This window comes from Brotonthovivens ammoniilytica, assembly GCF_025566885.1.
GTDB classification, from domain to species: Bacteria; Bacillota; Clostridia; order Lachnospirales; family Lachnospiraceae; genus Brotonthovivens; species Brotonthovivens ammoniilytica.
Genome location: NZ_JAOQJQ010000002.1, coordinates 365,721 through 389,192, shown reverse-complemented (window position 1 = coordinate 389,192; position 23,472 = coordinate 365,721). Strand labels below are relative to the sequence as shown.

Below are 23,472 nucleotides of genomic sequence, written 5' to 3'. Positions count from 1 at the left end.
CCCCTACTTCAATAAACTTGTATCCAGGTATTCAAATTCCAGTTGCTGTTTACAAATCCCCTGGCAAAGATAACAGCTCTGGAATGGAACCCTCGTGCCTTTTCTTTGGCCGCCGTCTGTATCGTAATTTACCCGTGGATTAAGCCAAAGCAGCTCGATATGCTGCCGTCGGAACATTTCAAACCGCTCTCTCTGATCAAAAATCCCCTGAAAGTTAATCAACATGGCAAATGGGATCTGCAGTTCAAATAACCGCTGAAACACTTCCCCTTTCCGGCTGTATGGCGGATTACTGATAATATAATCACAAGGGGGAACAGGAAAAGTGAAAAAATCCTGCCCCGTCTGGATATGCCCATAGACCACCCGGAAACCATACGCCTGAAACACTTTCACAAATTGGCTGTCGTTTTTATCAAAGGGACACCATATCGATGTATCCTTTTTCAAGCGTTTCAGGATTGGATACACCGCATAAGCCGGTGTACGGTACTCGTCATTTTTATGAAAACTATATTGTATCTGTGACATTTACGATCCTTCCTATCATAAAATCCCGCCAGATTTCTGACGGGATTTCTATATAAATTAAAGTTCCACCGCTTGTTTCCGCACAGTTGGGGAATGGCTCCCCTGCTGTTTCGCAATCCGGATTTTCGCATTTTCCAGTTTTTTCAGTACCGATGGCCTGCGGGGACTGTCCGCCACAACCGTTTCCTCTGCCACCCTGCCGGCATAATTCACCGGGCTTCTCGCCTGGTCTGCCGCCTCGGTCACGTCCTCTGCTCCAAGGGCTTCTGACGGGCCTTTTTCGTCCATGTTCAAAAGGGAATTTAACTCTGCCAGCCGCTCCGACTTCTCTGCCAACTCCTGTTCTTTCTCAAATGGCTTTGCTACTTCCTCCTTCGCTGTCTCTAACTGCCGCTGTAAGGTTTCCAGTTTCTGCTGTGTCTCTGACACTCTCTTTTCAATGCCGGACAAAGCATTGCTGATCCTCTGCAGATTTCCCAGGGCGTCTTTCCCGACCTCGATCTTATAGCTGCACTGGCGCTTCAGTGTCAGCACATATTTCTGGTTGAAACTGTCAAACTCCGCACTCATCTGGAACCCGTAAAATTCCCCGATCCGCCCGGATGTTTTCACCGCTTTTACCCCGGCGCAGGCAGCGATCAGCGCCGTCCCGGCCTCTTTCCTGTCGGTGTATTCCTTACCGCCGACCGTCATGGAAAACTCATCCTTTTCCCTGCCTTTTTCCAGGAGCGGCTTCACCGCCTGGAAGTCTGCTTTCAGCCCCTCCAGCCGTTCTTTTGCCGCTGTGATCTGCATGGGATAATTTTTCGCTATATCTGTCTCCAGTCGGTATTTCTGGCTGGTGTGGTTGGCCTTCATCAATTTCAGCTTGCTCACCTGGATGTCCAGATCCATCTTTTCCTTGATATAGGGATTGCCCGTAGCCAGGGCCTTGATCTCCGCATAGGACAGGGCCGCATCGTCCACATCTTCACAGGCACGGACAGGGCTTTTGCTTGTCATGATCTGGCTGATGAATTTCTGCTTATTCTCCAAGATCTGCCACATATACGCATCAAAAGTATTTTCCGTCACATACCGGAAGATCTTCACCTTCTTATTCTGGTTGCCCTGGCGTAAGATACGCCCCTCCTGCTGTTCCAGGTCTGCCGGTTTCCAGGGGCAGTCCAGGTGGTGCAGGGCAATGAGCCTGTCCTGGATATTCGTCCCGGCTCCCAGCTTTGGCGTGGAACCCAACAGGATACGCACTTTCCCGGAACGTACCTTTGCGAACAGTTCCGCCTTCTTTGTCTCTGTCCCGGCTTCATGGATAAAAGCAATCTCCTCCCTGGGGATTCCTTTTGCCGCCAGCTTTTCCCGCACATCGTCATATACATTAAAAGTGCCGTCATTCTTCGGCGTGGAAAGGTCGCAGAAGATGAGCTGGGTGGAACGGTAATCCGCTGTCTCCTTCCAGATGTCAAAAGCGTTTTTCACACAGCGGTTTACTTTGCTGTCCGGGTAATCCGGGAGCATGTCGTTGATAAGCCGCTGATCCAGGGCGCATTTCCTCCCGTCATTGGTGATCTTCAGCATGTTGTCCTCACGAGGTTCCACAGCTCCTGCCCGTACCATTTCTGCCCGTTCTGCAAAGGTGCTGACAAGCTCCTGTTGTTCTTCACTGGGTTTCAGCACTTCATTGATGTATTCCGCCTCCGGCACCGGGAGGTTCAGCATATCCGCTGTCTGGATGTCGGCGGACTCCTTAAATAAAGAAATCAGCTCCGGGAGATTGAAAAAACGGGCGAACCGTGTTTTTGCACGGTAGCCCGTCCCTTCCGGCGATAGCTCAATCGCCGTTACCGTCTCTCCAAAGGCGACGGCCCAGGAATCGAAATGCCCCAGCCCCATTGCCTGGAGTGTGTCATATTGTAAGTAGCGCATGATGGTATAAAGCTCCACCATACTGTTGGAGACAGGCGTTCCCGTGGCAAACGTCACCCCACGCCCGCCGGTGATCTCGTCCAGGTACTGGCACTTAGCGAACATATCCGAGCTTTTCTGTGCGTCCGTCTGTGCAATCCCCGCAATATTCCGCATTTTTGTATAAAGGAAAAGGTTCTTGTAAAAATGACTCTCATCCACAAACAGCCGGTCTACCCCAAGCTGCTCAAAGGTCACCACATCATCTTTCCTGGTCTGGTCGTTGAGACGCTCCAGTTTCGTCTCCAGGTTCTTCCTGGTCTTTTCCATCTGCTTTACGGTATAGCGCATCCCGTCCTGTTCTGCCGCTTCCTCAATGGCCATGGTGATCTCGTCGATCTGCTTTTCAATGGACATTGCCTGACGCTCCCGTGACAAAGGAATCCGCTCAAACTGGCTGTGCCCGATAATGACAGCATCATAATCTCCGGTAGCGATCCGGGAACAGAACTTCTTCCGGTTGGCAGGCTCAAAATCCTTTTTGGTCGCCACAAGCACGTTGGCGTTCGGGTAAAGCCGCAGGAAATCGCTGCCCCATTGTTCGGTCAGATGGTTTGGCACCACATACAGGTTCTTCTGCGACAGGCCAAGCCGCTTGCTCTCCATGCCGGCGGCAATCATCTGGAAGGTCTTTCCTGCGCCCACGCAATGGGCAAGCAGTGTATTATGCCCGTAAAGGATATGGGCAACGGCATTTTTCTGATGGGGCATCAGCGTAATCTCCGGCGTCATGCCCACAAACTGGATATGGCTGCCGTCATATTCACGGGGCCGGATACTGTTGAACAGGTCATTGTATTTTCGGCACAGTGTCTCACGCCTGTCCATATCCCGGAAGATCCATTCCTTAAATTCCTCCCGGATCATCTCCTGCTTTTGCTGTGCCAGCATAGTTTCTTTTTTATTCAGGACTCGCTTCTCGTGCCCATCTTCCTCCACCGTGTCATAGATCTTCGTATCCCGCAGATTTAAGGCGTCCTCCAAAAGCCGGTAGGCGTTTGCCCGCTGTGTACCATAGGTAGCGGTTACACGGGGATTGCGGTAGTCCGCATTTTTCCCGCTCACATTCCACTGGCCGTTGACCGGGGCATACCGGACTTCAATCTGCCGTCCAAGCAGATAATCCGGCGTTCCAAATGTCTCGCCCATAAACTGTGTGATATACTCCGGATCGATCCAGGTAGCGCCCAGGCGCACCTCAATCTCTGACGCATCCAGGTCTTTCGGCTGTACCCGTTCCAGTGCCTGCACATTGATCCCATATTCCGGGTGGTTTTCTGCGAAGGTTCTCGCCGTTTCCAGCTTCTCCCGCACATTGCCGGACAGATATTCATCCGAGGTTTCCCAGCTTTCTGTCACCGGATTTTGAAAAATCACCCCGGCTAGTTCTTCCGTCACTTCTTCTTCGGTTTTCCCGGACAGTTCCGCCATAAAAGGCACATCTACTTTGGCACGTTCCCCGATAGACACCGCCAGGGCTTCGCTTGCCGTGTCCACGGAAGTCACCGCCTCCGGCTTCCGGATCGTCCGTTTGGTAAAGATGTCGGCTTTCCGTTTCAGGTTCCCTTCTTCGTCCAGGATCTCCAGGGAAGAGAGCAGGCAGTAGCTGCTGTCCTGGGAAAAGGCCCGCTTGTTGGCATTGCTGCTGATCAGGCCATATCTTCCGGTGAAACGGTCATAGGTCTGGTTCAGTTTCTCCTGCAGGGCATGGACTTTTTCATCACTGGCATCCTCCAACTGGCTCTGGAGAAGTTCCTGTGTCATATCACGCAGCTCGATCATCCCCAGGACACGCTCTGTTGTCATAGCGGGCAGTTCCATCCGGTTCATCCGGGAATTTTCCCGGTAATACACAACGCCGTCCACGTTGGCAAAACTGAAATTTTTAATAGATGGATCTGCCGGTATGGAAGTGTCAATCTCTTCTAAATCCGAATCCTCCAATTCCATCTCCGTGATCGTGCCGTGGATATGGCTGACCGCCTCCTTTAACTGCTCCGCCAGGTCAGCGCCTTCAATGGGCTTACAGATAAGCTGCGGCCCATAGGGGCCGGAGACAATCTTCTGCTCTCCCAGCACCATCTCCGGATGGTTCTGGAAATAGCGATTGACGGTGATAAAGTTATAGGAGGTTTCTCCCTTGTCATTGGTATATTCTTCCCGCAGAATTTCATCGGTCTGCACCCACTCCGGCAGTTCCTTTCCAAGTATTCTGGGAGCATCCAGCTTCTGCAGGAACAAAATATCCGTATTCATCTTTGTACCGGCATTGGCCTGGAACGCATTGTTCGGAAGGCGGATCGCACCAAGCAGCTCACACCGCTGTGCGATGTATTCCCTTGCTTTAGCGTCCTGTTTGTCCATCGTGCCGCCGCTGATCCCGTTGGAAGTGATAAAGGCGATCACACCGCCGGGCCGCACCTTGTCAATGGTCTTTGCGATAAAGTAGTCATGGACGAAGAATTTCTGACGGTCATAGCGCCGGTCAGCGAGCTTATAGCTCCCAAAGGGAATATTCCCGATTGCCACATCAAAAAAGCCGTCCGGGAACTGGGTCTTTTCAAATCCACTGATGGTAATCTCCGCTTCCGGGTAAAGAAGTTTTGCGATCCTGCCGGAAATGCTGTCTAACTCCACGCCATACATGTTCAGCCCGTCCATGCCCTCCGGCACAAGCCCCAGGAAGTTCCCGATCCCACAGGACGGCTCCAGCACATTCCCTTTCTCCAGCCCCATATTTCCCAGGGCTGCATACATGGCTTTGATCACCACCGGCGGCGTATAAAAGGCGCTTAACGTGGATTCCCGTGCCGCCCTGTATTCCTCCGGGTCAAGCTCCGTATACAGCTCGATAAACTCGTCCGACCATGCTTCATTCCGTTCCTCAAAGGCTTCCTGCAGGCCGCCCCAGCCCACATAACGGGAGAGAATCTCCTGTTCTTCCGGCGTGGCGGTTGCCCGACCTTCCCCTTCGATCTGGTGGAGCAGCCGGATAGCCTCCAGGTTGGCACGGAACTTTTCTTTCGGAGTCCCGGTTCCCAGGGCATCGTCCGTGATACGGAAATTTACAGCCTTTTCCTGCTGTCCGGCAGCCAGAGCCGGCTCCTTTTCCGCTGGTTCCAGAGGGATATGGTAATACTGCCGGATGGTGTTGATGGTGTCTAAGGACATCACCTCTGTGGTAAGATGTTCCAGTTCCCTCTTTACAGCCGCCTGGTTGTCTGTCTCCAGGCGCTCCAGCACGTCAAGAATCAACTGCATCTGTTCCGGGGAGAACTCCGGGTTTACAACCGGCGTCACATCCTGTCCCTTTTCAGCGGCAGCATAGATCACGTCCACCTGCTCCGGAGAAAGCACATCAAAAGATACTCCCGCTTTCTCCAGAGTTTCCGTAATCTGTTCCTCAATGGCAGTATAAACGGTATCCTGTTCTTCTTCTGTCAAAATTTTCTCTGACTGCCCCGGTTCCCGTTTTTCCAGTTCCGTTACCGTTTCCGGCTCTGACTCTGATATTGTTTCCAGCTCTGTTACCGTTTCTGGAATTGTTTCCGCTTCTTCTGTCTGTTCCGCTGTAATCTCCTGTGGCTCCTCTTCCGGAACACTTTCTCCCATAAAATCAAAGAGAGACAACTGCTGTCCTGTTGCCTCCACTTCTATGTCTTTCTTCTGATCCGGGAAAATCGTATATGTTCCGTCAATATAATCATGGATCACAGAGAGGGTATCCGCCCTTTCGTCATATGACGGGAAATCCAAAGGTAAGGCAGCAAGGGCGGCGTCCATCTGTGACACAAGCCTTTCCGCTGTCTCCGGTTCTTCCAGAAGTTCTGGCAGTCGTTTTATTGCATCCTCATTCAGAAGATCTTCCTTAAATGGACGCTCAATCTCCTCCGGCATACGGGAATAAAAACGGATGATTCTCCTTGCCAAAACTTTCCGCTCATATGTCGGCATACGGGAATAATCCCCGGCTTTCAGGTACATCCCCTGATCTATGAGCTGTTGGACTCGCTTTGCCGCCTGGGGCCATTTCAGAAGTTCCGTAGCCGACGGATTGATATAATCGCCTCTGCATAGTTTGATCCCTTTCCCGTCATAGTCCGCATGGGAATCATCCGCTCCGCTTAAGGCATGGCTGCATCCCCCGACCCCATACTGCTCTTTCAGGAAATCTGCCTTTTCCTTTGCAGTTTTCTCCTGGATAAAAAACGCATAGGTGGAAAGCCGCCCGTCAGAATACGGCCCGCCTCTGGTAAGGAAAGCGTCAATTTCATCCTGGGTAATAAAAATGTCATGTTCCTGCCACTGAAATCCTTCTCTTGACTGATAAGGAACCGCTTCTTTTGCGAATTTCTGGAACTGTGCCGCTACTTTATCTGGACGGTACCAATGGAAACGCATAATCTCCGGATCTTCTTCATAGGCTTCCGCCAGTCCCGCCAGACGCTCATTTAAATCCGCAAGATACTCCGGCTGGTCTAACAATGCGCTGACTTTCTCTACCATATCCGGAAAGCCTCCACGGAACGGCTCCATGTCCGCAAAGACAAGCTCTGCCACACCTTTTGCAAGATCCCGTTCCATATAAAGCAAAACTTCCGCATGTTCTTTCAGAGCATTGCTTCGGGCGGCATCAAGCACAGACTGGGGAGCGTATTCTCCCTGTTTTAAAAGCTGATGGATTCTTCCGCTCACATCCTCCCAGGACAGAAAGGTCTTATCCAGAATCCGGTCTGTCACTGTATGCCCTACAGCAATCTGCATCCCCAGCTCGTCATACCAGACAGAATATTCTTTCCCGCCGATCACAAGGCCAATACCGCCGGTGCCGTATTCCCGGCGCACAAAATCTGTGTATTCCTCCGGTGTCTGCTCGATCATAAAGTTATAAATCATCCGCAAATGGCTCCTGTCCCGGTTTCCTCCGTGTCTTAAAACCTCATCAATCACATCCGCAGGGATGGCTGTCTCCCCGGCATACAGAGCCGCCTGCCGCTCCTCAATGGAACGGATCTGCCGTTCCACCGTGGGCAGTTCGGGAAAAGAAAAAGCAGAGGCTTCTGTCTCCTCTGCTTCACTCAAATCCTGTTCCACTGTTTCTTCCCTTAGCTGTATACCAATTCCGTCAATACGGTTTCCTCCGCCATCTGTGTCAGGCTGTTCATGTGTGCTGTCCACGCCATCGGATCTGTCTCTTTGTCCGGTGCCGGATAGGTTGTTAGAAGCCCGTCCATCAGGTTCTCCATTCTCCCCTGTGCCGATTTCTCGATCTCCTGCAGATGGCTGTCCAGCTTCCCGCTGATCAGAAGGCTCTGATACAGGTTCTTCCTGTGTTCCTTCAGGTATGTTCTCCGCAGCATCCCGTATTTCCCGATCTGGACGGATTCTTCTGCCAATGTCAGGTTCGGAAACAGATAATCCCCCTTGCGGTGATAAGTCAGCTCCATTTGGTTCCCCTCCTTCTACATTTTCACTTTCACGAATTAACGTGTTAAATTCATTATAAGGTACTTCCTGAGTTTTTGCAACCGTTTTCTCCGGTTTTTCATGGATTTCGTCTGCCTGCTTTCTCCATTCCTCCAGTTCCATCTGCCGGATCGTGCGCCCAATGTCACGGAGTACCGGCTCTACAAGCTGACTGGTGGCATTTCCCAAAAATGCCAGGACAGACAGGTCATTGTAATCGGTGATCCCGGAGAAATCTGCTTCTTCTAGGTATTCCATCGGCTCCAGGCCGCAGCGCCGTGCCATGGAGTAAAAAGCGCTGTTTGTAAGGAGCGTGCGGAACTCCACCCGGATGGTATCTTCATCCAGCCCCTCCAGGAAAGTGCCGGGGATGGCATACCCCATGCCGTCCATGGTTTCTTCCAGGCTGTCCGCCGCCACTTCCTCCGCAATCTGCCGCAACGCCGCAGCCAGATCAGAAGCTCCTTCCCTGTCCAGCCCATAAGTGTCCGCCAGATAGTTCAGAAGTTCTTCTCGCTGTCCTTCTTCCAGCCTCCACAGGTACGGTGTCCTGCCGCCCCGCACCGGATGGGTGTCCGATACGTCAAACACATACCGCAGCATACGCCTCGGCCCGGTATCGTCAATCAGGGCAATCCCTTTCGCTCCCCGGTTCACCCACCGGCGCATTTTCTCATTCCACACTTCCAGCTCCGCACAGGCCGTAGCGTCCGGACGCTGTGCATGGATCAGGAGCGTGTCAGAAAAAGGATACCGGTACAGCCTGGAAGCCGTGTCCAGATACCCCATCCAGTCCCGTGGGGAACCGCTGACTTCTTTTGCCGTCTCCCGTGCCAGGAAACGGATGTCATTGATTTTTGCCATATAGATCCTCCTGCGTTATTTTTTCTTTCCTTTCTTTTTCGGGAACTCCAGCCGGAAACTGGCTTTTCCATCTTCCGTATCCATGCAGAGATAGGCCGCAAAGTTTCTCCCTTTTTTCTGGGAATACAGATCCGGCACATATGTCCGCCCGTCTTTTAAAAGCTCTGCCGCCATTTTTTTATCAATAACTTTCCTCATCCCGGACAGATACCGGTTCTCTTTCCAGAGAGCAAAGGAACACTCCCGCCTCCCGCAGAAAAAATTCCGCTTACTCTCATAGACCGGACTGCCGCAGACCGGACAGACGCCGATCTGCTCCCTGGGATAAAAGCGGTTCTGCTCCTCCACGGACAGTTCCCCGCACTCCAACAGCATCCGGTCAATCAGCTCTACAATGCCGTCCAGAAATTCTGCGCTTCCAATTTTCCCTTTCTCCATCCGAAGCAGCCGATTCTCCCATTCAGCAGTCATGGCTGCTGACCGCAGGTACTCCGGCAGCACAGAGATCAGATCCGCCCCATCCTTTGTTGCCACGATCTGTTTCCCTTTTCTCTCCGCATAGCCGGAAGATACCAGCTTTTCAATAATGGACGCCCTAGTCGCTGGTGTGCCAAGACCTTTTTTCTCTGTCTCCTCGTCAAATGCCTGATTGCCGGCGGTCTCCATGGCGGATAGCAGGGTGTCCTCACTGTATGGCTTCGGCGGCGTTGTAAAATGCTCCGATATACTGGCCATGACCGGATGGAAAGTCTGCCCCTCTGTCACGGCGGGAATGGTTCGCTCCTCCCCGTCCTTCCGGCTTTTTGCGCCTAAACGTTCACGAAACGCTGCTTCTACTGCTTTCCAGCCCATTTCCAGAACGGCTTTCCCTTTTGCCTGGAACATTTCTCCGGCACAGGACACGGTGATCTCCGTTTCCTGATAGACGTGCTTGTGCGCTCCGGCACAGAGAAGTCGGACGCCGATCAGCCGCAGGATGTCCTGCTCCCCTTTGGACAGCTCCTGAAGGTCATAGCCCTTTAGCTCTGCCGTAGGGATGATCGCATGGTGATCCGAGACTTTGCTGTTATCCATGGTGCGCTTTACATCCGGTTCCGGTGGATATACCTGGGAGAAGCCATATTTCTCACACGCCATTGCAATCGCCTGCCCTGCAGTCTGCTCCATGTCCTCTGTCAGATACTGGCTGTCTGTCCGTGGATAGGTTACCAGCTTTTTCTCATAAAGGCTCTGGGTAAAGTCCAATGTCTCTTTTGCCGTGTATCCAAAGTAACGGTTGCTTTCCCTCTGGAGTGTGGTCAGGTCATACAGCTTCGGCGGTGAGACAGCCTTTTCCGTTGATACGCAGGATTCCACGGTAGCTGTTCCGCCCTCACAGGCTTCTTTTATCCGTTTTGCTTCCCCGGCGTCAAACAGCTTTTCTTTGACAACCTCCAATCCGTCACAGTCTAAATGCAGGTTATAGTATTTTTCTTTCTGGAAATGTGCGATCTGTCCTCCCCGCTCCACCAGCATAGCCAAAGTAGGCGTCTGTACCCGCCCCACCACCAGCCGTTTAAAATATTTTGTGGTAAACGCCCTGGTAGCGTTCATCCCGATCAGCCAGTCCGCTTTCGCCCTGCAGACAGCCGCTTCATAGAGATTCTGGTATTCTGCGCCATCTTTCAGGTGGTCAAATCCTTCCCGGATCGCCGTATCTTCCATCGAACTGATCCAGATCCGCTTGACGGGGAGACGGCTCCCGGACAATTCATAGACACGGCCAAAGATCAGCTCTCCCTCCCGTCCGGCGTCACAGCCGTTGACCACATAATCCACATCTTTCCGGTTCAGCAGTTTTTTTAACACAGCAAATTGCGCCTTTTTATCTTTCGCCACAGCCAGCCGCCATTCTTCCGGCAGGATCGGGAGATCGTTAAACTCCCACTTCCGGTATTTCTCATCATATTCCTCCGGCAGCACATACTCCGCCAGATGCCCCAGGCACCAGCTTACCAGCCATCCATTTCCCTCCAGATAGCCGTCCTGCCGTTTCTTCGCCCCCAGCACTTTCGCATATCCTAAAGCCACACTGGGTTTTTCCCCTAACACTAAATACATCCATACTCCTTTCCGGCTTTGCGCCTGTATAAAAGAAAGCAGCCGGCTTCCCGGCTGCCCCGTTCCTTTTTCTTCTTACTTTGACTGCGCTTATGCTTCTTTCTCTTCTTCGTCTGCTGTTTCTTCTTTTTCTTCAGGATCTTCATTGACGTAAGCGCCGCCGTCATAGAACTCCAAGTCCTCGCCTTCCTCCTGGGCTTCCTCTTTCTTCGGCTTCACGACCTTAAAATAATAGCCGGCTCCGATCCCGCCTGCCGCCAGAAGTCCAATCGCCAGGAGCGCCCCGGTGTTCATGCCGCCATCCTCTTCTGGCTGTACTGTTTCCGATCCGGTTTCACTCTCCGTCCCGGTTTCTGCCGGCACTTCCGTCTCCGGAATCACTACCTGGGGCGTCTCCTCCGTCTGCGTCTCATCCATAAACTCCGCCAGGTCATTCTCGTCTACCATGGAGAGCATATACACATTCTCTGTATTACTGGAACGGTCTAACACCAGGAAAAAGGTATTGCCGTTTTTCGTCTGGATGGTCAGGAACTCCTTTGTCCCATCCTCCTGTTTATCGTCCAGCACCTCCCCGTTTCCCGGAATGGAAAAAGGCATCCCCTCCCCGGCTGCCTGGGTTCCTGACTGGGCATTCCCTTCCGTCTGTCCGGAATCTGCCGCCTGTTCCGGAATCACCGTCTCCGTGCTTCCCTGTGCTGTTTCCTCTGCCGCTGTCCCTTCCTGTTCCACATCCCCGGTATAGGCAAAGGCAGTCATAGCGGTGGAGGAAAGTACTCCCGCCGCCATTGCAAACACCATAAGCCATTTTTTAAGTTTCCTCATCGTCTTTAACCTCTCTTTCCGGCGCTGTTTTCTGCGCCATTTCTTCCGGATGGCTATCCGGCCCTGTACTGTTTTCCCCGTCTGCAGTTCCTGTCTCCGGTTCTTCTGCCGGGAGGGAAATGGAAACTGTCCCCTCCTGAATCCCCTCCAAAAGCTCTAACATCCGGTGGCTGTCCAGCTTCATAGACCGGATGGTTTTTACAATCTCCTGGTTTTCCAACTGTTCCGCCAGAAGTTTCAGTTGTTTTAAATGTTCCTGCCACTCGGCAATCTTCTTTTCCGTTCTCCGGATCTCGTCCAGAACCCGGTGCAGTTTCCGGTTCATATCGCTCACCTTCTCTCTTATCCATGAATCCGTCCAAACGCCAGGAAATGCTCCTGCCAGTAAGAGGACGCAATGCTTGTATACTGGATGGGATTTCCACAGTGGATCATCATGTTGTCCCCCACATAAATCCCTACATGGCTGGCTCCCGGCGTATCGTAAGTCCCCTGGAAGAAGATCAGGTCTCCCGGTTTTGCTTCTGCCGGGGAAACTTCGGAACAGTATCCCATCAGTCCGTCTGTAGTCTGCCTGCCGATGTTCCAGCCGTTCCCGCAGTTATTGATCACCCAGCTTACAAACCCGGAACAGTCAAAGCTGGTAGACGGGGAACTGCCACCCCACACATAGGGATACCCCAGGTATTTCTCCGCTTCACGGATCATGTTAGCGAATTTCTGGTCTGTCAGAGCTTCCGCCGGGATCTCATAGCCAAAATCACCGCCGCCTCCCGGAAGGGTTTCCGTATCAAACAGATAATCCCGGTTCCCGTATGTACCGTTATAAAGGTCATAACGCCCTTCCTCGTTCTCGTCCATCAATTCCCGCAGTACGGCGTCCAGCCCGTGGTTGGTCAGCGTCACGTCCAGCCGGTTCACTTCCTGTGTGGTCGTCACTTCTACTTCCTGGCTGCCATTGTCATCCGCAAGATAGGCTTCCCAGGTCTGGTGTCCGTGGGCGGATGCGGCGGCATGGTCGCTGTAATACACATCAAACTGTACCCCGTACCGGGCAAAGGCTCCTGTATCTTCCACCACATACTCCACGCCGTTCATAATGACTTTCGTTCCAATCGGCACAAAGGGATTGCTGGCATCCACAGCAATGGTATGGTTAGCCGTAGGATAAACGCCGCTTGCCGTAGGGCCGCCGGCCCACTGGCCGCAGCAGATGGAACAACTGCAGTACCCGCTGGTTACGACCTGCCCCAAAGATTCCCCCACCCGCACCATCTTTGTCTCTGTCACTGTCTCCCGTGTGCTTTCCGTAGTAATACTGTACTGGCGCTGAAAGATTTCCTCGATCTCATCCTTCACCTGTTCATAGGTAAATTCCCCGTACTTTGCGGAAAAATAAGAGATCAGGTGATACGGATTGTGAGAAATCTCGTCAATCTGATAACGGTACTCGTCATAGCCGGGATGCCGGCTCTCCATGCTGTTAATCTGCTCATTTAATGCCTCTTCCAGTTCCAAATACGCATCCTCCACCGCATAAATATCCTCGTCCGTACTGGCATAGGTCGTGCTGACAATGGTAGATGCCGCCCCGCCCTGAATAGAAGCGCCGCAGCTTGCCAGAAGGGAAGCGATCATTACGAAGAACAATCCCACCGCTACTACTATGGCAATGATCCCCTTAGTTCTTCCGAGAACAGCAGAAACTACACCCCTTGCTTTGGAAGCCATAGTCTGTGTGGCTTTTGCCGTCCCTGCCGCCGTTTTTCCTCCTTTTTTTGCCGCCTGATACGCCTTCTTATACTGGCGCTTCTGCCAGAACTTTTGCAGGATTCCCTTTTTTGCCTGGTCTGCGTCTCGTGCCGCCTTGCTGGCGGCTTTCTCCCCGGCTTCCTGTGCTGTCCCATAGAAAAAACGGCCTTTTCCTTCCTCTGGGGAAACCGACTCTTTCAGACGTGCATTTCTCTTATGCAGGCCACGGCTTGTCCGGTGCATGGCGTACCGGAGGGCGCTTTCCGCCATCAGCTCTGCCCGGTGTGTTCCCTCCACGGCAGCGTTTTCCTGCTCCGCTTCATGGGTTTTGCCATGGACGTAAACAGCGGCGGAACCTGCCGCCGCTGAAACTGCCTTCTTTGAAATCCCCATACCGGCCCCACGCACCATGCCGTTTTCTTTATCAAAAGATAACCGCCCCGCCTTTTTCTGCTCTTTCTGGATCTGCTCCCGTTTGGTTTTCCCTTTGATCTCCTCCCGGAAGTCCTCTATGGTGGCAGCATCCTCCGGCTTCCCCTGCCCTTTTCGGGCGTACTCCTGCACCATCTTTTTCTTCCGCAGGTGGGAAACCTCTGACACAGATTCCAGCAACGCTGACGTATCGGACGGGTGCCCCCGGATGTTTCCGGAGCGGAAGGACTGTTCCCGGATACTGCTATGGGCGGCAGATGCCGGATTTTCCTCTCCGGCAGGCTCCGCCTGTCCCGATTCTGCCGTATTTCCTGTCATGGAACCAGGGCGGATCGCCGGATCAGTTCCACCTAAACCATCTGTCCCTGCGGTTTCCATGCCGACGGCATGGGGAGAAGCCTCCCCTTGCCCCGTCTCCGGCTGATCCATTAACTTCTGCCTGCGCTTCCTGCCCTCTGCTGTCTGCTCCGGTGCTTTCTCTGCCGGGGAAAAGGGAATGTCCTCTGCCTGCTTCGGCAGTATCCGCTCCTCCCGCTCCCGGTGGCTGACACGGACAGTCTCGCCGCTGTGCAGGTTTTCCTCCGTCAGCCCGTCCCGGCTCATCTTGCGGACAGTTTTATCCCTGGCTTTATATTCCTGCAATATTCTTCACCTTCTCCCTATTTCATGCGCTGCCGTTTTTCTTCCGCTCCTCCTGTTCCTCCAGGTCAGATACTTTGGTTGTCATCAGAGAATACAGGCGCAGGGATTTATCAAACTTATCCTTAAACGGGATAATGGTACTGCCATAAAAGATTAGCCCCTCCCCTTCCCCGCTGTTGGTCACATAGGATAGCTGATGGGGAGAAATATTGAGCTGTTTCGCCAGAATCTGCCTGTCTCCTGACGCCTGGTTAAGCATATAGATAAAGTCCGAGTTTTCAAAGATGTTCTCGATCTCCCGGCTGGCCAGCAGGTCTTTAATGTTCTGTGTAATTCCTGTTGGGATACCGCCCCATTTACGGAAACGCTTCCAGATTTCCACGGAATACGCCGCTGTCTGCTCCTCTTTTAAGAGAAGGTGGAACTCGTCAATATAGTACCGGGTAGACTTATGGGCCGCCCGGTTCACCGTCACACGGTTCCATACCTGATCCTGGACAATCAGCATCCCCAGCTTTTTAAGCTGTTTTCCCAGGTCTTTAATATCAAAGCACACAATCCGATTGTTTAGCTCCACGTTGGTGCGGTGGTTAAATACTTTTAAGGAGCCGTTGACGTAGATCTCCAATGCCGTGGCGATCCGCTGTGCCTGGACTTCCTTCTGCCGGCGCAGGCACTCATACAGATCCCCCAGGACAGGCATATTTTCCGGCACCGGCGCTTCAAAGTATTGCTGATACACCAACGGCAGGCATCGGTCAATGACCGACTTTTCCTCCGCTTCAATTCCGTTCCGGCTCCCCATGATCAGCTCGCAAAGGGACAAAATAAAATCACTCTTAAATCCCAGCGGGTTATCGTCATCAGAATAATCCAGGTTGATGTCCATGGGATTGATATAGTCATGGCTTGTGGGCGAAATATGGATCACCTGGCCGCCCAGGGCATTGACAAGGGGATAGTATTCCCCCTCCGGATCTCCGATAATGATGTCATCCTGGGTAACAAAAAAAGCGTTGGTGATCTCCCTCTTTGCAGAGAAAGATTTTCCGGAACCGGGTGTTCCCAAAATCAAACCATTTGGGTTCTTCAGCTTTTTCCGGTCTACCATGATCATGTTGTTGGAAAGGGCGTTCAGCCCATAGTAGAGAGATTCCCCTTCCATGAACAGCTCCTGCGTGGTGAAAGGCACAAAAATAGCCGTAGACGTAGTGGTCAGCGCCCGCTTAATAGGGATCAGGTTCAATCCAAGCGGAAGACTGCTCATCAGTCCCGGCTCCTGCATATAATCCAGACGGCGCAGGGAACAGTTATATTTCTGTGCAATACCCGCTGTCTGGAACACCGCATTATCTAATTCCTGCTTCGTTTTTGCCGTATTCAGAAATACAATCGTCACAAGGAACATCCGCTCGTTTCTGGACTGAAGATCTTCCAAGAGCCTCTTTGCCTCCCCGCCGTAGGTATTCAGGTCTGACGGAATGATGTCCATATCATATCCGGAGCGCACCGCTTTTTTCTGCTCCTCAATCTTCATCCGATTGATGTCTGTTACCTTGCTTTTCACCAGCTTGATCGCCTTCATCTGGTCTAAAGACTGGATATGCAGGTTGACGATCAGGTTCCTGTCCATGTCCAGGAACTCCGCAAGCATCCGGTCAGTCAGCTCAGGAGCCAGAATCTGCAGATAAGACACCGCTCCCAGGGTATTCCCCATCATAAAGTCCTTTCCATTCTTAAACAGGAAACTTGTGGGAGCGATAAAGTCCTTTGTCCCCATACCGGAGCGCAGCACCTGGTCAAAGGAAAACTGAAACGGCACTTTCTCTTCCGGATTGAACGTCTCGTACATGATCTGCAGCCGTTCCCGGCCATCCAACGGATAGGCGGACACGCCCAGTACCTTAAAATTATTCAGGATGTCCGTCTCGATCCGCTCCAGTTTCGGCTTTGCCTCCCGGATATTTTCGGCTTCAATCCCAAAGGTGATATACTTTGTCCGCACCAGGCCGTTGTTCCCTTTGGCAAGCTGGTTTTTCAGCATCTGTGCGTACTCCATCCGCACATCATCAAAAACGTCATGCCGGGGCTTGATCTGGATTACCGATTCAAATTCCTTCATGTTGCTGTGGTGGTTGATAAAGGACAACTGAAAATGGATACTGCTGTCAAAGTAATTGAGGAAATCACACCAATTTTCAAAAATAGCGTTCTTGTCCTCATTCTGCGCCAACTGATAGTTAATGTCATAAAAACGGATGGTTTTGGAATAATACTTATCCTGCACCCGGCAGATCCCATCTCTTGCCATTTCCCGGTAGGGGATAGATTTCTGCGCTGACAGGCGCTTCTCCTCCGCTTTTTTCTTCGTTTTTCTTTGCGATCCGCTCATGGAACTGACTGCAGCTTTCTGGCGGACAGCCTGCCCTGGATAGGGCTTACCCTGTCTCTGGACAACCCGTTCTGTGGATGCACTTTTCTGCCGCTGCGCAGGCTTGCGCTTCTCTCTTTTTTCTGCTTTCTTCCTGGCCTTTTCCTCCTTCGCCGCCTTCTTTTTTGCTGCTTTCTTCGCTTTTTTCTCATAGCGGGACAGCCTGCGGTACTTCCTCTTTCTCCGCTTATCGACTGCGATTTCTTCTCTTCTTCCCAAGATGATCCCCTCCTTTCCTGTCTCCCCGGACAGCCTCCGGCGGCTCCATTTCATAAAAGTTCTCCACCTCGTACCTGCGGACAGCAGGCTTCAAAAATTTTACCGTCACGATATTCCATAAGATTTTCTCCAGGGGAAGCCCGTCCTTCTCATACATGGCAAACAGGAATGCCGGAAGCATGAGAAGCACCATGCCAGTGGCGGCATTGGTGGTTCCGATCCACTCCCGTGTGAGAAAATAAAAAGGCAGCCCGATGGCCGCCGCTGCTGACAGACAGATAAGCTGTCTTTTTGTCAAGTTCAATACTACTTTATTTTTTACTTTCGTCAGGTCTTTCGGTACGCTGACAAACGCCATAAATCTACACGCCAAAGGATGTTATCCGCTGCAGGCTGCGCCATCCCCCGGCTGCTCCTTTCCTCTGTTTTCCTGCAATTTTCCCATATCCAGGGAACTTTTCACTTCGTTTCCCCAAACATCCCAGCCGGGAGAGCGCTGCCTTGCGAACAGTTCGATCCGTGGCATATCCCCCATCAGTTCCACGATGCGTTCCCTGGCTTCTGCCGGTTTTCTGCTGTGTTCCTCTATATGAGATAAAATCACCTGGTGGACGCCTGCAGACTGACGCTTTGGAGCGCCTTTCGTAGCAAGCAGACAGATTTCCGCATTGGCACGCGTCCAGTATCCCATACCCCAAAACAGGCTGTCCGACCTCCGGTTTTGCTTGATCCACACGAAAGCCACCGTCTTAAAGGTAAATCCCCAGCTTTCGATTACCTCAAAAGACTCCCGTAGGTTCGGAAATGTGGCCCATAAAAACAGTGCGCAGTTTTCGTCCGCAATCTGTCTCACCGGCAGAGCCTTAATTTCTTGTAATCCCATCACTGGATAATGGTTTACTGCTGATCTGCCATTCCCCTTCGGGGAATATACACGGAATGTCCAGGGAGGATCGGCATAGATAATGTTATATTTCTTCTGTTCCACAGCTACACCTCCCAGCGTGTTCCATATCCAAGGAACTTTTCACTTCGTTTCCCCAAACATCCCATCCGGGGGATTGCTGCCTTGCGAACAGTTCTATCCGGGGCAGATCTCCCATCAGTTCCACGATGCGCTCCCTGGCTTCTGCCGGTTTTCTGCTGTGTTCCTGCAGAGGGCTGACAATAAGCTGGAATACTTTTTTTGATACTCTCTTCGGCTTTCCTTTTACTGCCAACAGGCAGATTTCCGCATTGGAGCGAGTCCAGTATCCCAGGCCAAAGAAATAGCCATTTCCGGATTTATTCTGCTTGATCCAGACAAAGGCAACTGTCTTATAACAGAACCCCCACGCTTTAATCACTTTGAACGCTTCCGGTAATTGAGGAAATGTCACCCACAAAAACAGCACACAATCCTTTTCGCAGATTTCCTGCACCGGCAAGCTGCAGATTTCCTCAATCCCCATGGTAGAATAATGGTTTTCCGCAACTCCCTGCCCCTTTTTCATCTCATACCGCCACGGCGGGTCGGCATAAATGATGCTGTATTTCTTCTGTTCCATCCTGCCTCCTCCTAATGCGCATTGAAAATCGAGCGGCTTAAACTTGCCGTTTTCATCAGGCTGAAACACAAAATGACCGTATAGGCTGCCACACCAAAAAGGGCTGAGTGCATGTTGTCGGAGATTTCAATGGTAGATACCAGCACCGCATAAATGCCGACGCACACCATCATAAAAAATCCCTGAAAACCGAGAGCTAAAAGCCCACGGAAATAGTTGTTTCCCACCTGCCCCCATTCCCGGTTGGAAAGGGTGGCAAAGGGAATCGGCGCAACCGAGGTATAAAGGTAAATCTCAATCATACGTCCATACAAAATGACCGTGATCAGGACAGATAAAATCTTCATGCACAGGCTCACCAGCATACTTTCCATGGCAAGCACTACCAGCTCCCCGATATTCATGGATTCCATCGCCGTTTCCATAGCGTCCAGCATGGATTCCACGTTGATCGCCGTATCGGAACTGATCACGCCTCCCGCCGCATTGACTACATACTGGCCCACGTCAAAGACAGCCATAGTGATTGTAAACGTATTGGAAACCAACCAGACCGCTACCCACATCTTGAAGAAATATTTAAAAAACATCCAGGTGTCGATCTCGTGCATGTTGTTCTTTTCCGTCAGCATGGAAATCAGCTCATAGCACAGCACGAACGTGATAATCATCCCCGCAATAGGGATGATCACCGAGTTTGACAGGTTCTGTATCAGGCTGAAAATGCTGCCGTTCCACGCCTGGGGCGTCTGCCCAACCTGGGACGCAATCTCCCCGGTCTTTTCATTGACATCGGTAAACATGGTTGTCAGGTTGGACGTGACCATCCCGGTCAGGAGATCCCTCATCCAGTTCTCGATTGCCTCGAAAATGCCATCGAACATAAATGAGTCCCCCTTCTACCTCAGAATAGCCCTCCAAGTAAGGGGATTAACTGTGTCCCGATCAGGACAACCCCACCTCCGGCCATCAGTTGCTTAATTCCCTGTGATTTAGCACCTGGATTATCGTTTCCGTAACCTTCCAGCAGATTGATCACGCCCCAGACCGCAAGACCGGCTCCGATGGCTACCACAAGCGTCTGTAAAATAGAAATTGCCGAGCTAAAAAAAGCCATATGCTACCTGGAAACCGGATTCCGTTTCGGCTGATCTGCAGGGACAAAAAAGAGCCGCCATCTTTCCATAGCCGCTCAAATCTTCCGAGAATCCGGTTTCCTTATCCTTTCTCTTTTATTTTTGTTGTTTCATTATGCCCTGTCCCTGCCTTCCGCTCCCCGGCTCCGCCCGGATCGGCGGCCAAAGGCGTCTAATCCGCACTGGCAAGACAGCCGCTTCCCTTACCTCCACCGGAAACATTTCCGGCCATTCTTCCGGAAAATCCGGACAGGATAACGCACGGACAAGATCTGCCAGAACATTGACCGCCTCTGTAAAAAAATCCATAAACTCCCCTTTCCAACTTTGCGACATCGTGTCGCAAGGTTTTCCTGTCACTTTACGACACCGTGTCGTAAAGTTCTGATGCCGCAAACTTTGCGTCATGGTGTCGCAAAGGCCGGCTCTGCCTCCAACAGTTCCATGACTTCTTTTAAAACGGAGTATCTTACCCCAAACACATACCGGGCGAAGTCCTCCAACTGTTCCTGTCCATATCCCACAAGAGGCATCCGGCGCAGTTCATACCAGACCGCCCGTTTATAATAAGGAAGATCTGAAATGTTCCGGCAGCCGATCTTTGCCTGCATCTCCTTGAAAATATCATTCATTCACTTTCATCCCCTTCTATCTCAAAAAGGTCAAATTCCTCTTTCATCCGCAGTTTCAGAGAGTGTTTCATATATGCCTCTACATCAAAGGCATTTTTCTTATCATAGTCCGACAACAGCTTATATCTTTTGTGCCGGGTAATATCGAACTTATCGCTGAAAAACGGTCGTACCCCTCGAAGCTGCAGGATGCATTTGTTGCCATCCATGACCGCCAGTTCATCCCGGCTCATCAGTTCTTTGCCGGTTTTCTGATAATTTAATCCATATGAACGGCTCTGCCCACGGGTATCCGAGGTGTTATAAAGATCTATCGTTTCTTTTCCCAGCGTCTCTGAGATTTCTTTTAATGTACTGCCTTCTTTACCACCCAGGAAAAGCATGGTGTCACAATTCCCCAGAATGGTTTCTGCGGCGTCTTTATAGATGGTTTTTAGCTGGCTCTGGGACTGCAGAATAATTGAAGCCGAGATTTCCCGGCTCCGGATGGTTGCGATCAGCTTATCAAATTTTGGGATTTGTCCGATATTAGCGAACTCGTCAAGCAAAAGCCTTACATGGTATGGGAGCCTTCCCCCATGCACATCATCCGCCCGGTCACAGAGCAGATTGAAAAGCTGGGTATACATGATCGCCACGATAAAGTTAAAGGTATCGTCTGTGTCCGAGATGATAACAAACATGGCCGTCCGCTGATCCCCCAGCATATCCAGTTCCATCTCGTCATAGCTTGTCAGTTCCCTAAGCTCCGCTATATCAAAAGGCGCAAGCCTGGCCCCGCAGGAAATAAGGATGGATTTTGCTGTCTTTCCTGCCGCCAGCTTATATTTCTTATACTGGCGCACAGCGAAATGCTCCGGCTTTTCCCGTTCCAGTTCCTCAAACAGCTCGTCCACGGCATTTTTAAATTCTTCATCATCCTCCCTGGCTTCGGACGCATTGATCAGTTCCAGAAGCGTGGAGAAATTCTGTTCTTCCTCCGGGGCTTCGTAATAGATGTAGCCGATCAGCGCACAATACAAAAGCCGTTCGGCTTTCACCCAGAAATCTTCTGAAGATTTCTCGCCCTCTCCTTTCGTGTTGGCAATGATCGTATTTACCAGCTTCAAAATATCCTTCTCGCTGCGGATATACATGAAGGGGTTGTAATGCATACTTTTCTTGAAATTGATGGTGTTCAGAACCTTGATCTTATATGGCTCATACACAATCCTCCCATTTTTATCCCGTAAGGGCTTCCCATCCTTCATCTTCGGGGAACCCCGCTCCAGCATCTTCCCGCACTCCACCAGGATCGTGCCTTTCGGATCCGTAACCACATAGGAAACATTCGGCGTCATCTGCATAAGTTGTGGCTTCACATAAAATCTCGTCTTGCCGGAACCGGAGCCGCCGACCACGATCACGTTTTTATTCCTGGCATACTTTGGCAGCTTCGGGCGGCTGTTCATTGTGAGCCGCTCCGTCTGTGTCAGCAGGATATTGTTTTCAAAGACCGGATCAATAAAGGGCGCTATATCTTTTGGCGTTCCCCACCGGGCAGAACCATACTCCACGCCCTGCCGGTATTTCTTCGCATTTTTCCCCTTCAGGTATACAGCCAGCTTTACCAGGACTGCGCCGGCAATCCCGATACATAAATCCTGCGGATGGAAACTAGGAAAGACGTTCTGGAACGCCAGGGAAAAATTCAGGAAAAGCGCTCCCAGCTTTTCGATCAAAGAATCTCCCATACAGTACCGGTACAGCCATGCCGCTTTGTCTATGAGATAAAATACGATCACATAGGGAATGTTCAGCATAATAAGACGTTTCCTATCCACCGCTGACAGTTTACCCTTGACTGACTCCAACAGCTTTTTCCCACCCTTTTCAAAGAACTGTCTGAGCGTTTCATCCGGTGCCATGTCATTTTTTCGTTTTACAGTTTTTTTCTTACTCAACGCTCCGGCCCACGCTCCTTCTGGCGGCCTTTCTCCCGCTCCCGGTGCTTTGCCAGACGTTCTTTTGCCAGCGACAGCTTTTTTCTGAGGGACGGTTTCTTCCCTTTGGAAAGCTGTTTCCCGGTATATTCTTTAAAGGCGGCGGTCATAATGTCCACGTCTCTGGCCTTAAAGAAAACAAAATACCGTGGCGGCGATACGGAGGTATCTTTTTTCAGGCTGAAATCAATGTTGTACTTCCGGGCATATTTTTCAAAAGATTTGATATTCCCGTCCGTCACTTCGATATTGGTAAGCTGGCAGTTCTGCTTCATCAGCTTTTCCATGCTCTGTTTTCCGTGATACGCCGCCGGTTCTTTCTGCTGTCTGGACGCCCTGGCAGCCTGCTTCTGTTCCCGCTTCATCTGCTCCATCTTCCGCAGGAGTTTCCCAAGGACATTTTTCAGTATCCGGGCAGAGATTTTCCCGCCGGTAATACAAAGCGTCACCACCTTCTGGTTAACTTCATCCTGCATACTGGATCACCTTCTTTCTTCACAGTGCTTTCCGGTGCAGCCGCATTTCCATAAGGATTTTCTGCAGGCAGTAGCCGATACAGGGGGAATGCCGCCCATAAGGACAGACGCTGCAATCTCCACGGCTCCCACTTTCCCCGCCGGGACGCTCCTGACTTTTCTCCGGCAAAAGATAGTAGCAGCGTTTCTTTCGGCATTTCCGTTTCCGACTGTGCCAGAAATAACAGTAGGCGCAATCCTTTGGCTTGTCCGGCGCATAGTTTCCTCTATCCGTTTTCCCCGTCCCCATCCTGCCTGCCTTTCCATTCCAGTTCTTCCAGGAACCTGTCCTCTCTCGCCCCGACCACAATGCAGCAGTACAGTCCAAATAAGAGCAGGAACACAAGCACCCCACCTGCAGCAATCAGCCATTTCATTTTCATCCACCTCTTTCTTCAAAATCAAAAAAGGCGTTCATGGAAAGCCCATAGCTGTC

18 protein-coding genes are annotated in these 23,472 nt (G+C 51.4%); all 18 read right to left on the bottom strand.

From position 1 onward, the window contains the following. Window positions 1–3: 3 nt before the first annotated feature. Window positions 4–531 carry a sugar-phospahte nucleotidyltransferase gene (locus tag OCV88_RS06275; RefSeq protein WP_158424716.1) on the bottom strand — a complete coding sequence of 176 codons (528 nt, stop codon included), beginning with the start codon at window positions 529–531 and terminating at the stop codon, window positions 4–6. Window positions 532–588: 57 nt separating this feature from the next. Next, the gene (locus OCV88_RS16180; RefSeq protein ID WP_158424715.1) at window positions 589–8,823 is read right to left on the bottom strand and encodes a helicase-related protein; all 8,235 of its coding nucleotides are present in this window, start codon (window positions 8,821–8,823) and stop codon (window positions 589–591) included. 15 nt (window positions 8,824–8,838) lie between these two features. Further along, complete coding sequence (locus OCV88_RS06260; protein WP_158424714.1) at window positions 8,839–10,923, bottom strand: type IA DNA topoisomerase; 2,085 nt, start codon at window positions 10,921–10,923, stop codon at window positions 8,839–8,841. Between the two features lie 90 nt (window positions 10,924–11,013). Further along, window positions 11,014–11,748 carry a CD1107 family mobile element protein gene (locus OCV88_RS06255; RefSeq protein ID WP_158424713.1) on the bottom strand — a complete coding sequence of 245 codons (735 nt, stop codon included), beginning with the start codon at window positions 11,746–11,748 and terminating at the stop codon, window positions 11,014–11,016. Beyond that, entirely contained in the window at window positions 11,735–12,073 is a 339-nt protein-coding gene (locus OCV88_RS06250) for a DUF4315 family protein (RefSeq protein WP_158424712.1), read from the bottom strand. Before OCV88_RS06250 ends, OCV88_RS06255 begins: the two co-directional genes overlap by 14 nt. Before the next feature lie 17 nt (window positions 12,074–12,090). Next, window positions 12,091–14,535 (bottom strand): C40 family peptidase, encoded by a 2,445-nt coding sequence (locus tag OCV88_RS06245; RefSeq protein WP_416795185.1) that lies wholly within the window; start codon window positions 14,533–14,535, stop codon window positions 12,091–12,093. A 61-nt stretch (window positions 14,536–14,596) separates the two neighbouring features. After that, window positions 14,597–16,966, bottom strand: a complete 2,370-nt coding sequence (locus OCV88_RS06240; protein ID WP_262590990.1) for a VirB4-like conjugal transfer ATPase, CD1110 family — start codon at window positions 16,964–16,966, stop codon at window positions 14,597–14,599. A gap of 226 nt (window positions 16,967–17,192) precedes the next feature. Then, window positions 17,193–17,582 (bottom strand): PrgI family protein, encoded by a 390-nt coding sequence (locus OCV88_RS06235; RefSeq protein ID WP_158424709.1) that lies wholly within the window; start codon window positions 17,580–17,582, stop codon window positions 17,193–17,195. 21 nt (window positions 17,583–17,603) lie between these two features. Next, window positions 17,604–18,212, bottom strand: coding sequence for an MT-A70 family methyltransferase (locus OCV88_RS06230; RefSeq protein WP_158424708.1), 609 nt, complete (start codon window positions 18,210–18,212; stop codon window positions 17,604–17,606). After that, the gene (locus tag OCV88_RS06225) at window positions 18,193–18,771 is read right to left on the bottom strand and encodes an MT-A70 family methyltransferase (protein ID WP_158424707.1); all 579 of its coding nucleotides are present in this window, start codon (window positions 18,769–18,771) and stop codon (window positions 18,193–18,195) included. The genes OCV88_RS06230 and OCV88_RS06225 overlap by 20 nt, the downstream gene beginning before the upstream one ends. 11 nt (window positions 18,772–18,782) lie before the next feature. Further along, a complete protein-coding gene (locus tag OCV88_RS06220; protein WP_158424706.1) occupies window positions 18,783–19,655 on the bottom strand; it encodes a VirB6/TrbL-like conjugal transfer protein, CD1112 family in 873 nt (290 codons plus the stop codon). Window positions 19,656–19,675: 20 nt separating this feature from the next. Then, window positions 19,676–19,888, bottom strand: a complete 213-nt coding sequence (locus OCV88_RS06215) for a Maff2 family mobile element protein (RefSeq protein WP_070088760.1) — start codon at window positions 19,886–19,888, stop codon at window positions 19,676–19,678. Between the two features lie 115 nt (window positions 19,889–20,003). Beyond that, a complete protein-coding gene (locus OCV88_RS06210; protein WP_158424705.1) occupies window positions 20,004–20,216 on the bottom strand; it encodes a hypothetical protein in 213 nt (70 codons plus the stop codon). 95 nt (window positions 20,217–20,311) lie between these two features. Then, window positions 20,312–20,539: a hypothetical protein gene (locus OCV88_RS06205; RefSeq protein ID WP_158424704.1), complete on the bottom strand. Its 228-nt coding sequence runs from the start codon at window positions 20,537–20,539 to the stop codon at window positions 20,312–20,314. Further along, window positions 20,536–22,341 (bottom strand): VirD4-like conjugal transfer protein, CD1115 family, encoded by a 1,806-nt coding sequence (locus OCV88_RS06200; protein ID WP_158424991.1) that lies wholly within the window; start codon window positions 22,339–22,341, stop codon window positions 20,536–20,538. The genes OCV88_RS06205 and OCV88_RS06200 overlap by 4 nt, the downstream gene beginning before the upstream one ends. 137 nt (window positions 22,342–22,478) lie before the next feature. Next, window positions 22,479–22,997: a PcfB family protein gene (locus OCV88_RS06195; protein WP_158424703.1), complete on the bottom strand. Its 519-nt coding sequence runs from the start codon at window positions 22,995–22,997 to the stop codon at window positions 22,479–22,481. A 6-nt stretch (window positions 22,998–23,003) separates the two neighbouring features. Beyond that, the gene (locus OCV88_RS06190; RefSeq protein WP_262590830.1) at window positions 23,004–23,303 is read right to left on the bottom strand and encodes a hypothetical protein; all 300 of its coding nucleotides are present in this window, start codon (window positions 23,301–23,303) and stop codon (window positions 23,004–23,006) included. Beyond that, window positions 23,264–23,413, bottom strand: coding sequence for a hypothetical protein (locus OCV88_RS06185; protein WP_262590828.1), 150 nt, complete (start codon window positions 23,411–23,413; stop codon window positions 23,264–23,266). Before OCV88_RS06185 ends, OCV88_RS06190 begins: the two co-directional genes overlap by 40 nt. Between the last annotated feature and the right edge of the window lie 59 nt (window positions 23,414–23,472).

Bases quoted from the DNA above. Each gene is read 5' to 3' on its own strand.
- OCV88_RS06275 (WP_158424716.1), bottom strand. From the start codon at position 531: ATGTCACAGATACAATATAGTTTTCATAAAAATGACGAGTACCGTACA.
- OCV88_RS16180 (WP_158424715.1), bottom strand. From the start codon at position 8,823: ATGGCAAAAATCAATGACATCCGTTTCCTGGCACGGGAGACGGCAAAA.
- OCV88_RS06260 (WP_158424714.1), bottom strand. From the start codon at position 10,923: ATGTATTTAGTGTTAGGGGAAAAACCCAGTGTGGCTTTAGGATATGCG.
- OCV88_RS06255 (WP_158424713.1), bottom strand. From the start codon at position 11,748: ATGAGGAAACTTAAAAAATGGCTTATGGTGTTTGCAATGGCGGCGGGA.
- OCV88_RS06250 (WP_158424712.1), bottom strand. From the start codon at position 12,073: ATGAACCGGAAACTGCACCGGGTTCTGGACGAGATCCGGAGAACGGAA.
- OCV88_RS06245 (WP_416795185.1), bottom strand. From the start codon at position 14,535: ATGAGCCGGGACGGGCTGACGGAGGAAAACCTGCACAGCGGCGAGACT.
- OCV88_RS06240 (WP_262590990.1), bottom strand. From the start codon at position 16,966: ATGAGCGGATCGCAAAGAAAAACGAAGAAAAAAGCGGAGGAGAAGCGC.
- OCV88_RS06235 (WP_158424709.1), bottom strand. From the start codon at position 17,582: ATGGCGTTTGTCAGCGTACCGAAAGACCTGACGAAAGTAAAAAATAAA.
- OCV88_RS06225 (WP_158424707.1), bottom strand. From the start codon at position 18,771: ATGGAACAGAAGAAATACAGCATCATTTATGCCGACCCGCCGTGGCGG.
- OCV88_RS06220 (WP_158424706.1), bottom strand. From the start codon at position 19,655: ATGTTCGATGGCATTTTCGAGGCAATCGAGAACTGGATGAGGGATCTC.
- OCV88_RS06215 (WP_070088760.1), bottom strand. From the start codon at position 19,888: ATGGCTTTTTTTAGCTCGGCAATTTCTATTTTACAGACGCTTGTGGTA.
- OCV88_RS06210 (WP_158424705.1), bottom strand. From the start codon at position 20,216: ATGGATTTTTTTACAGAGGCGGTCAATGTTCTGGCAGATCTTGTCCGT.
- OCV88_RS06205 (WP_158424704.1), bottom strand. From the start codon at position 20,539: ATGAATGATATTTTCAAGGAGATGCAGGCAAAGATCGGCTGCCGGAAC.
- OCV88_RS06200 (WP_158424991.1), bottom strand. From the start codon at position 22,341: ATGCTGAACATTCCCTATGTGATCGTATTTTATCTCATAGACAAAGCG.
- OCV88_RS06195 (WP_158424703.1), bottom strand. From the start codon at position 22,997: ATGCAGGATGAAGTTAACCAGAAGGTGGTGACGCTTTGTATTACCGGC.
- OCV88_RS06190 (WP_262590830.1), bottom strand. From the start codon at position 23,303: ATGGAAAGGCAGGCAGGATGGGGACGGGGAAAACGGATAGAGGAAACT.
- OCV88_RS06185 (WP_262590828.1), bottom strand. From the start codon at position 23,413: ATGAAATGGCTGATTGCTGCAGGTGGGGTGCTTGTGTTCCTGCTCTTA.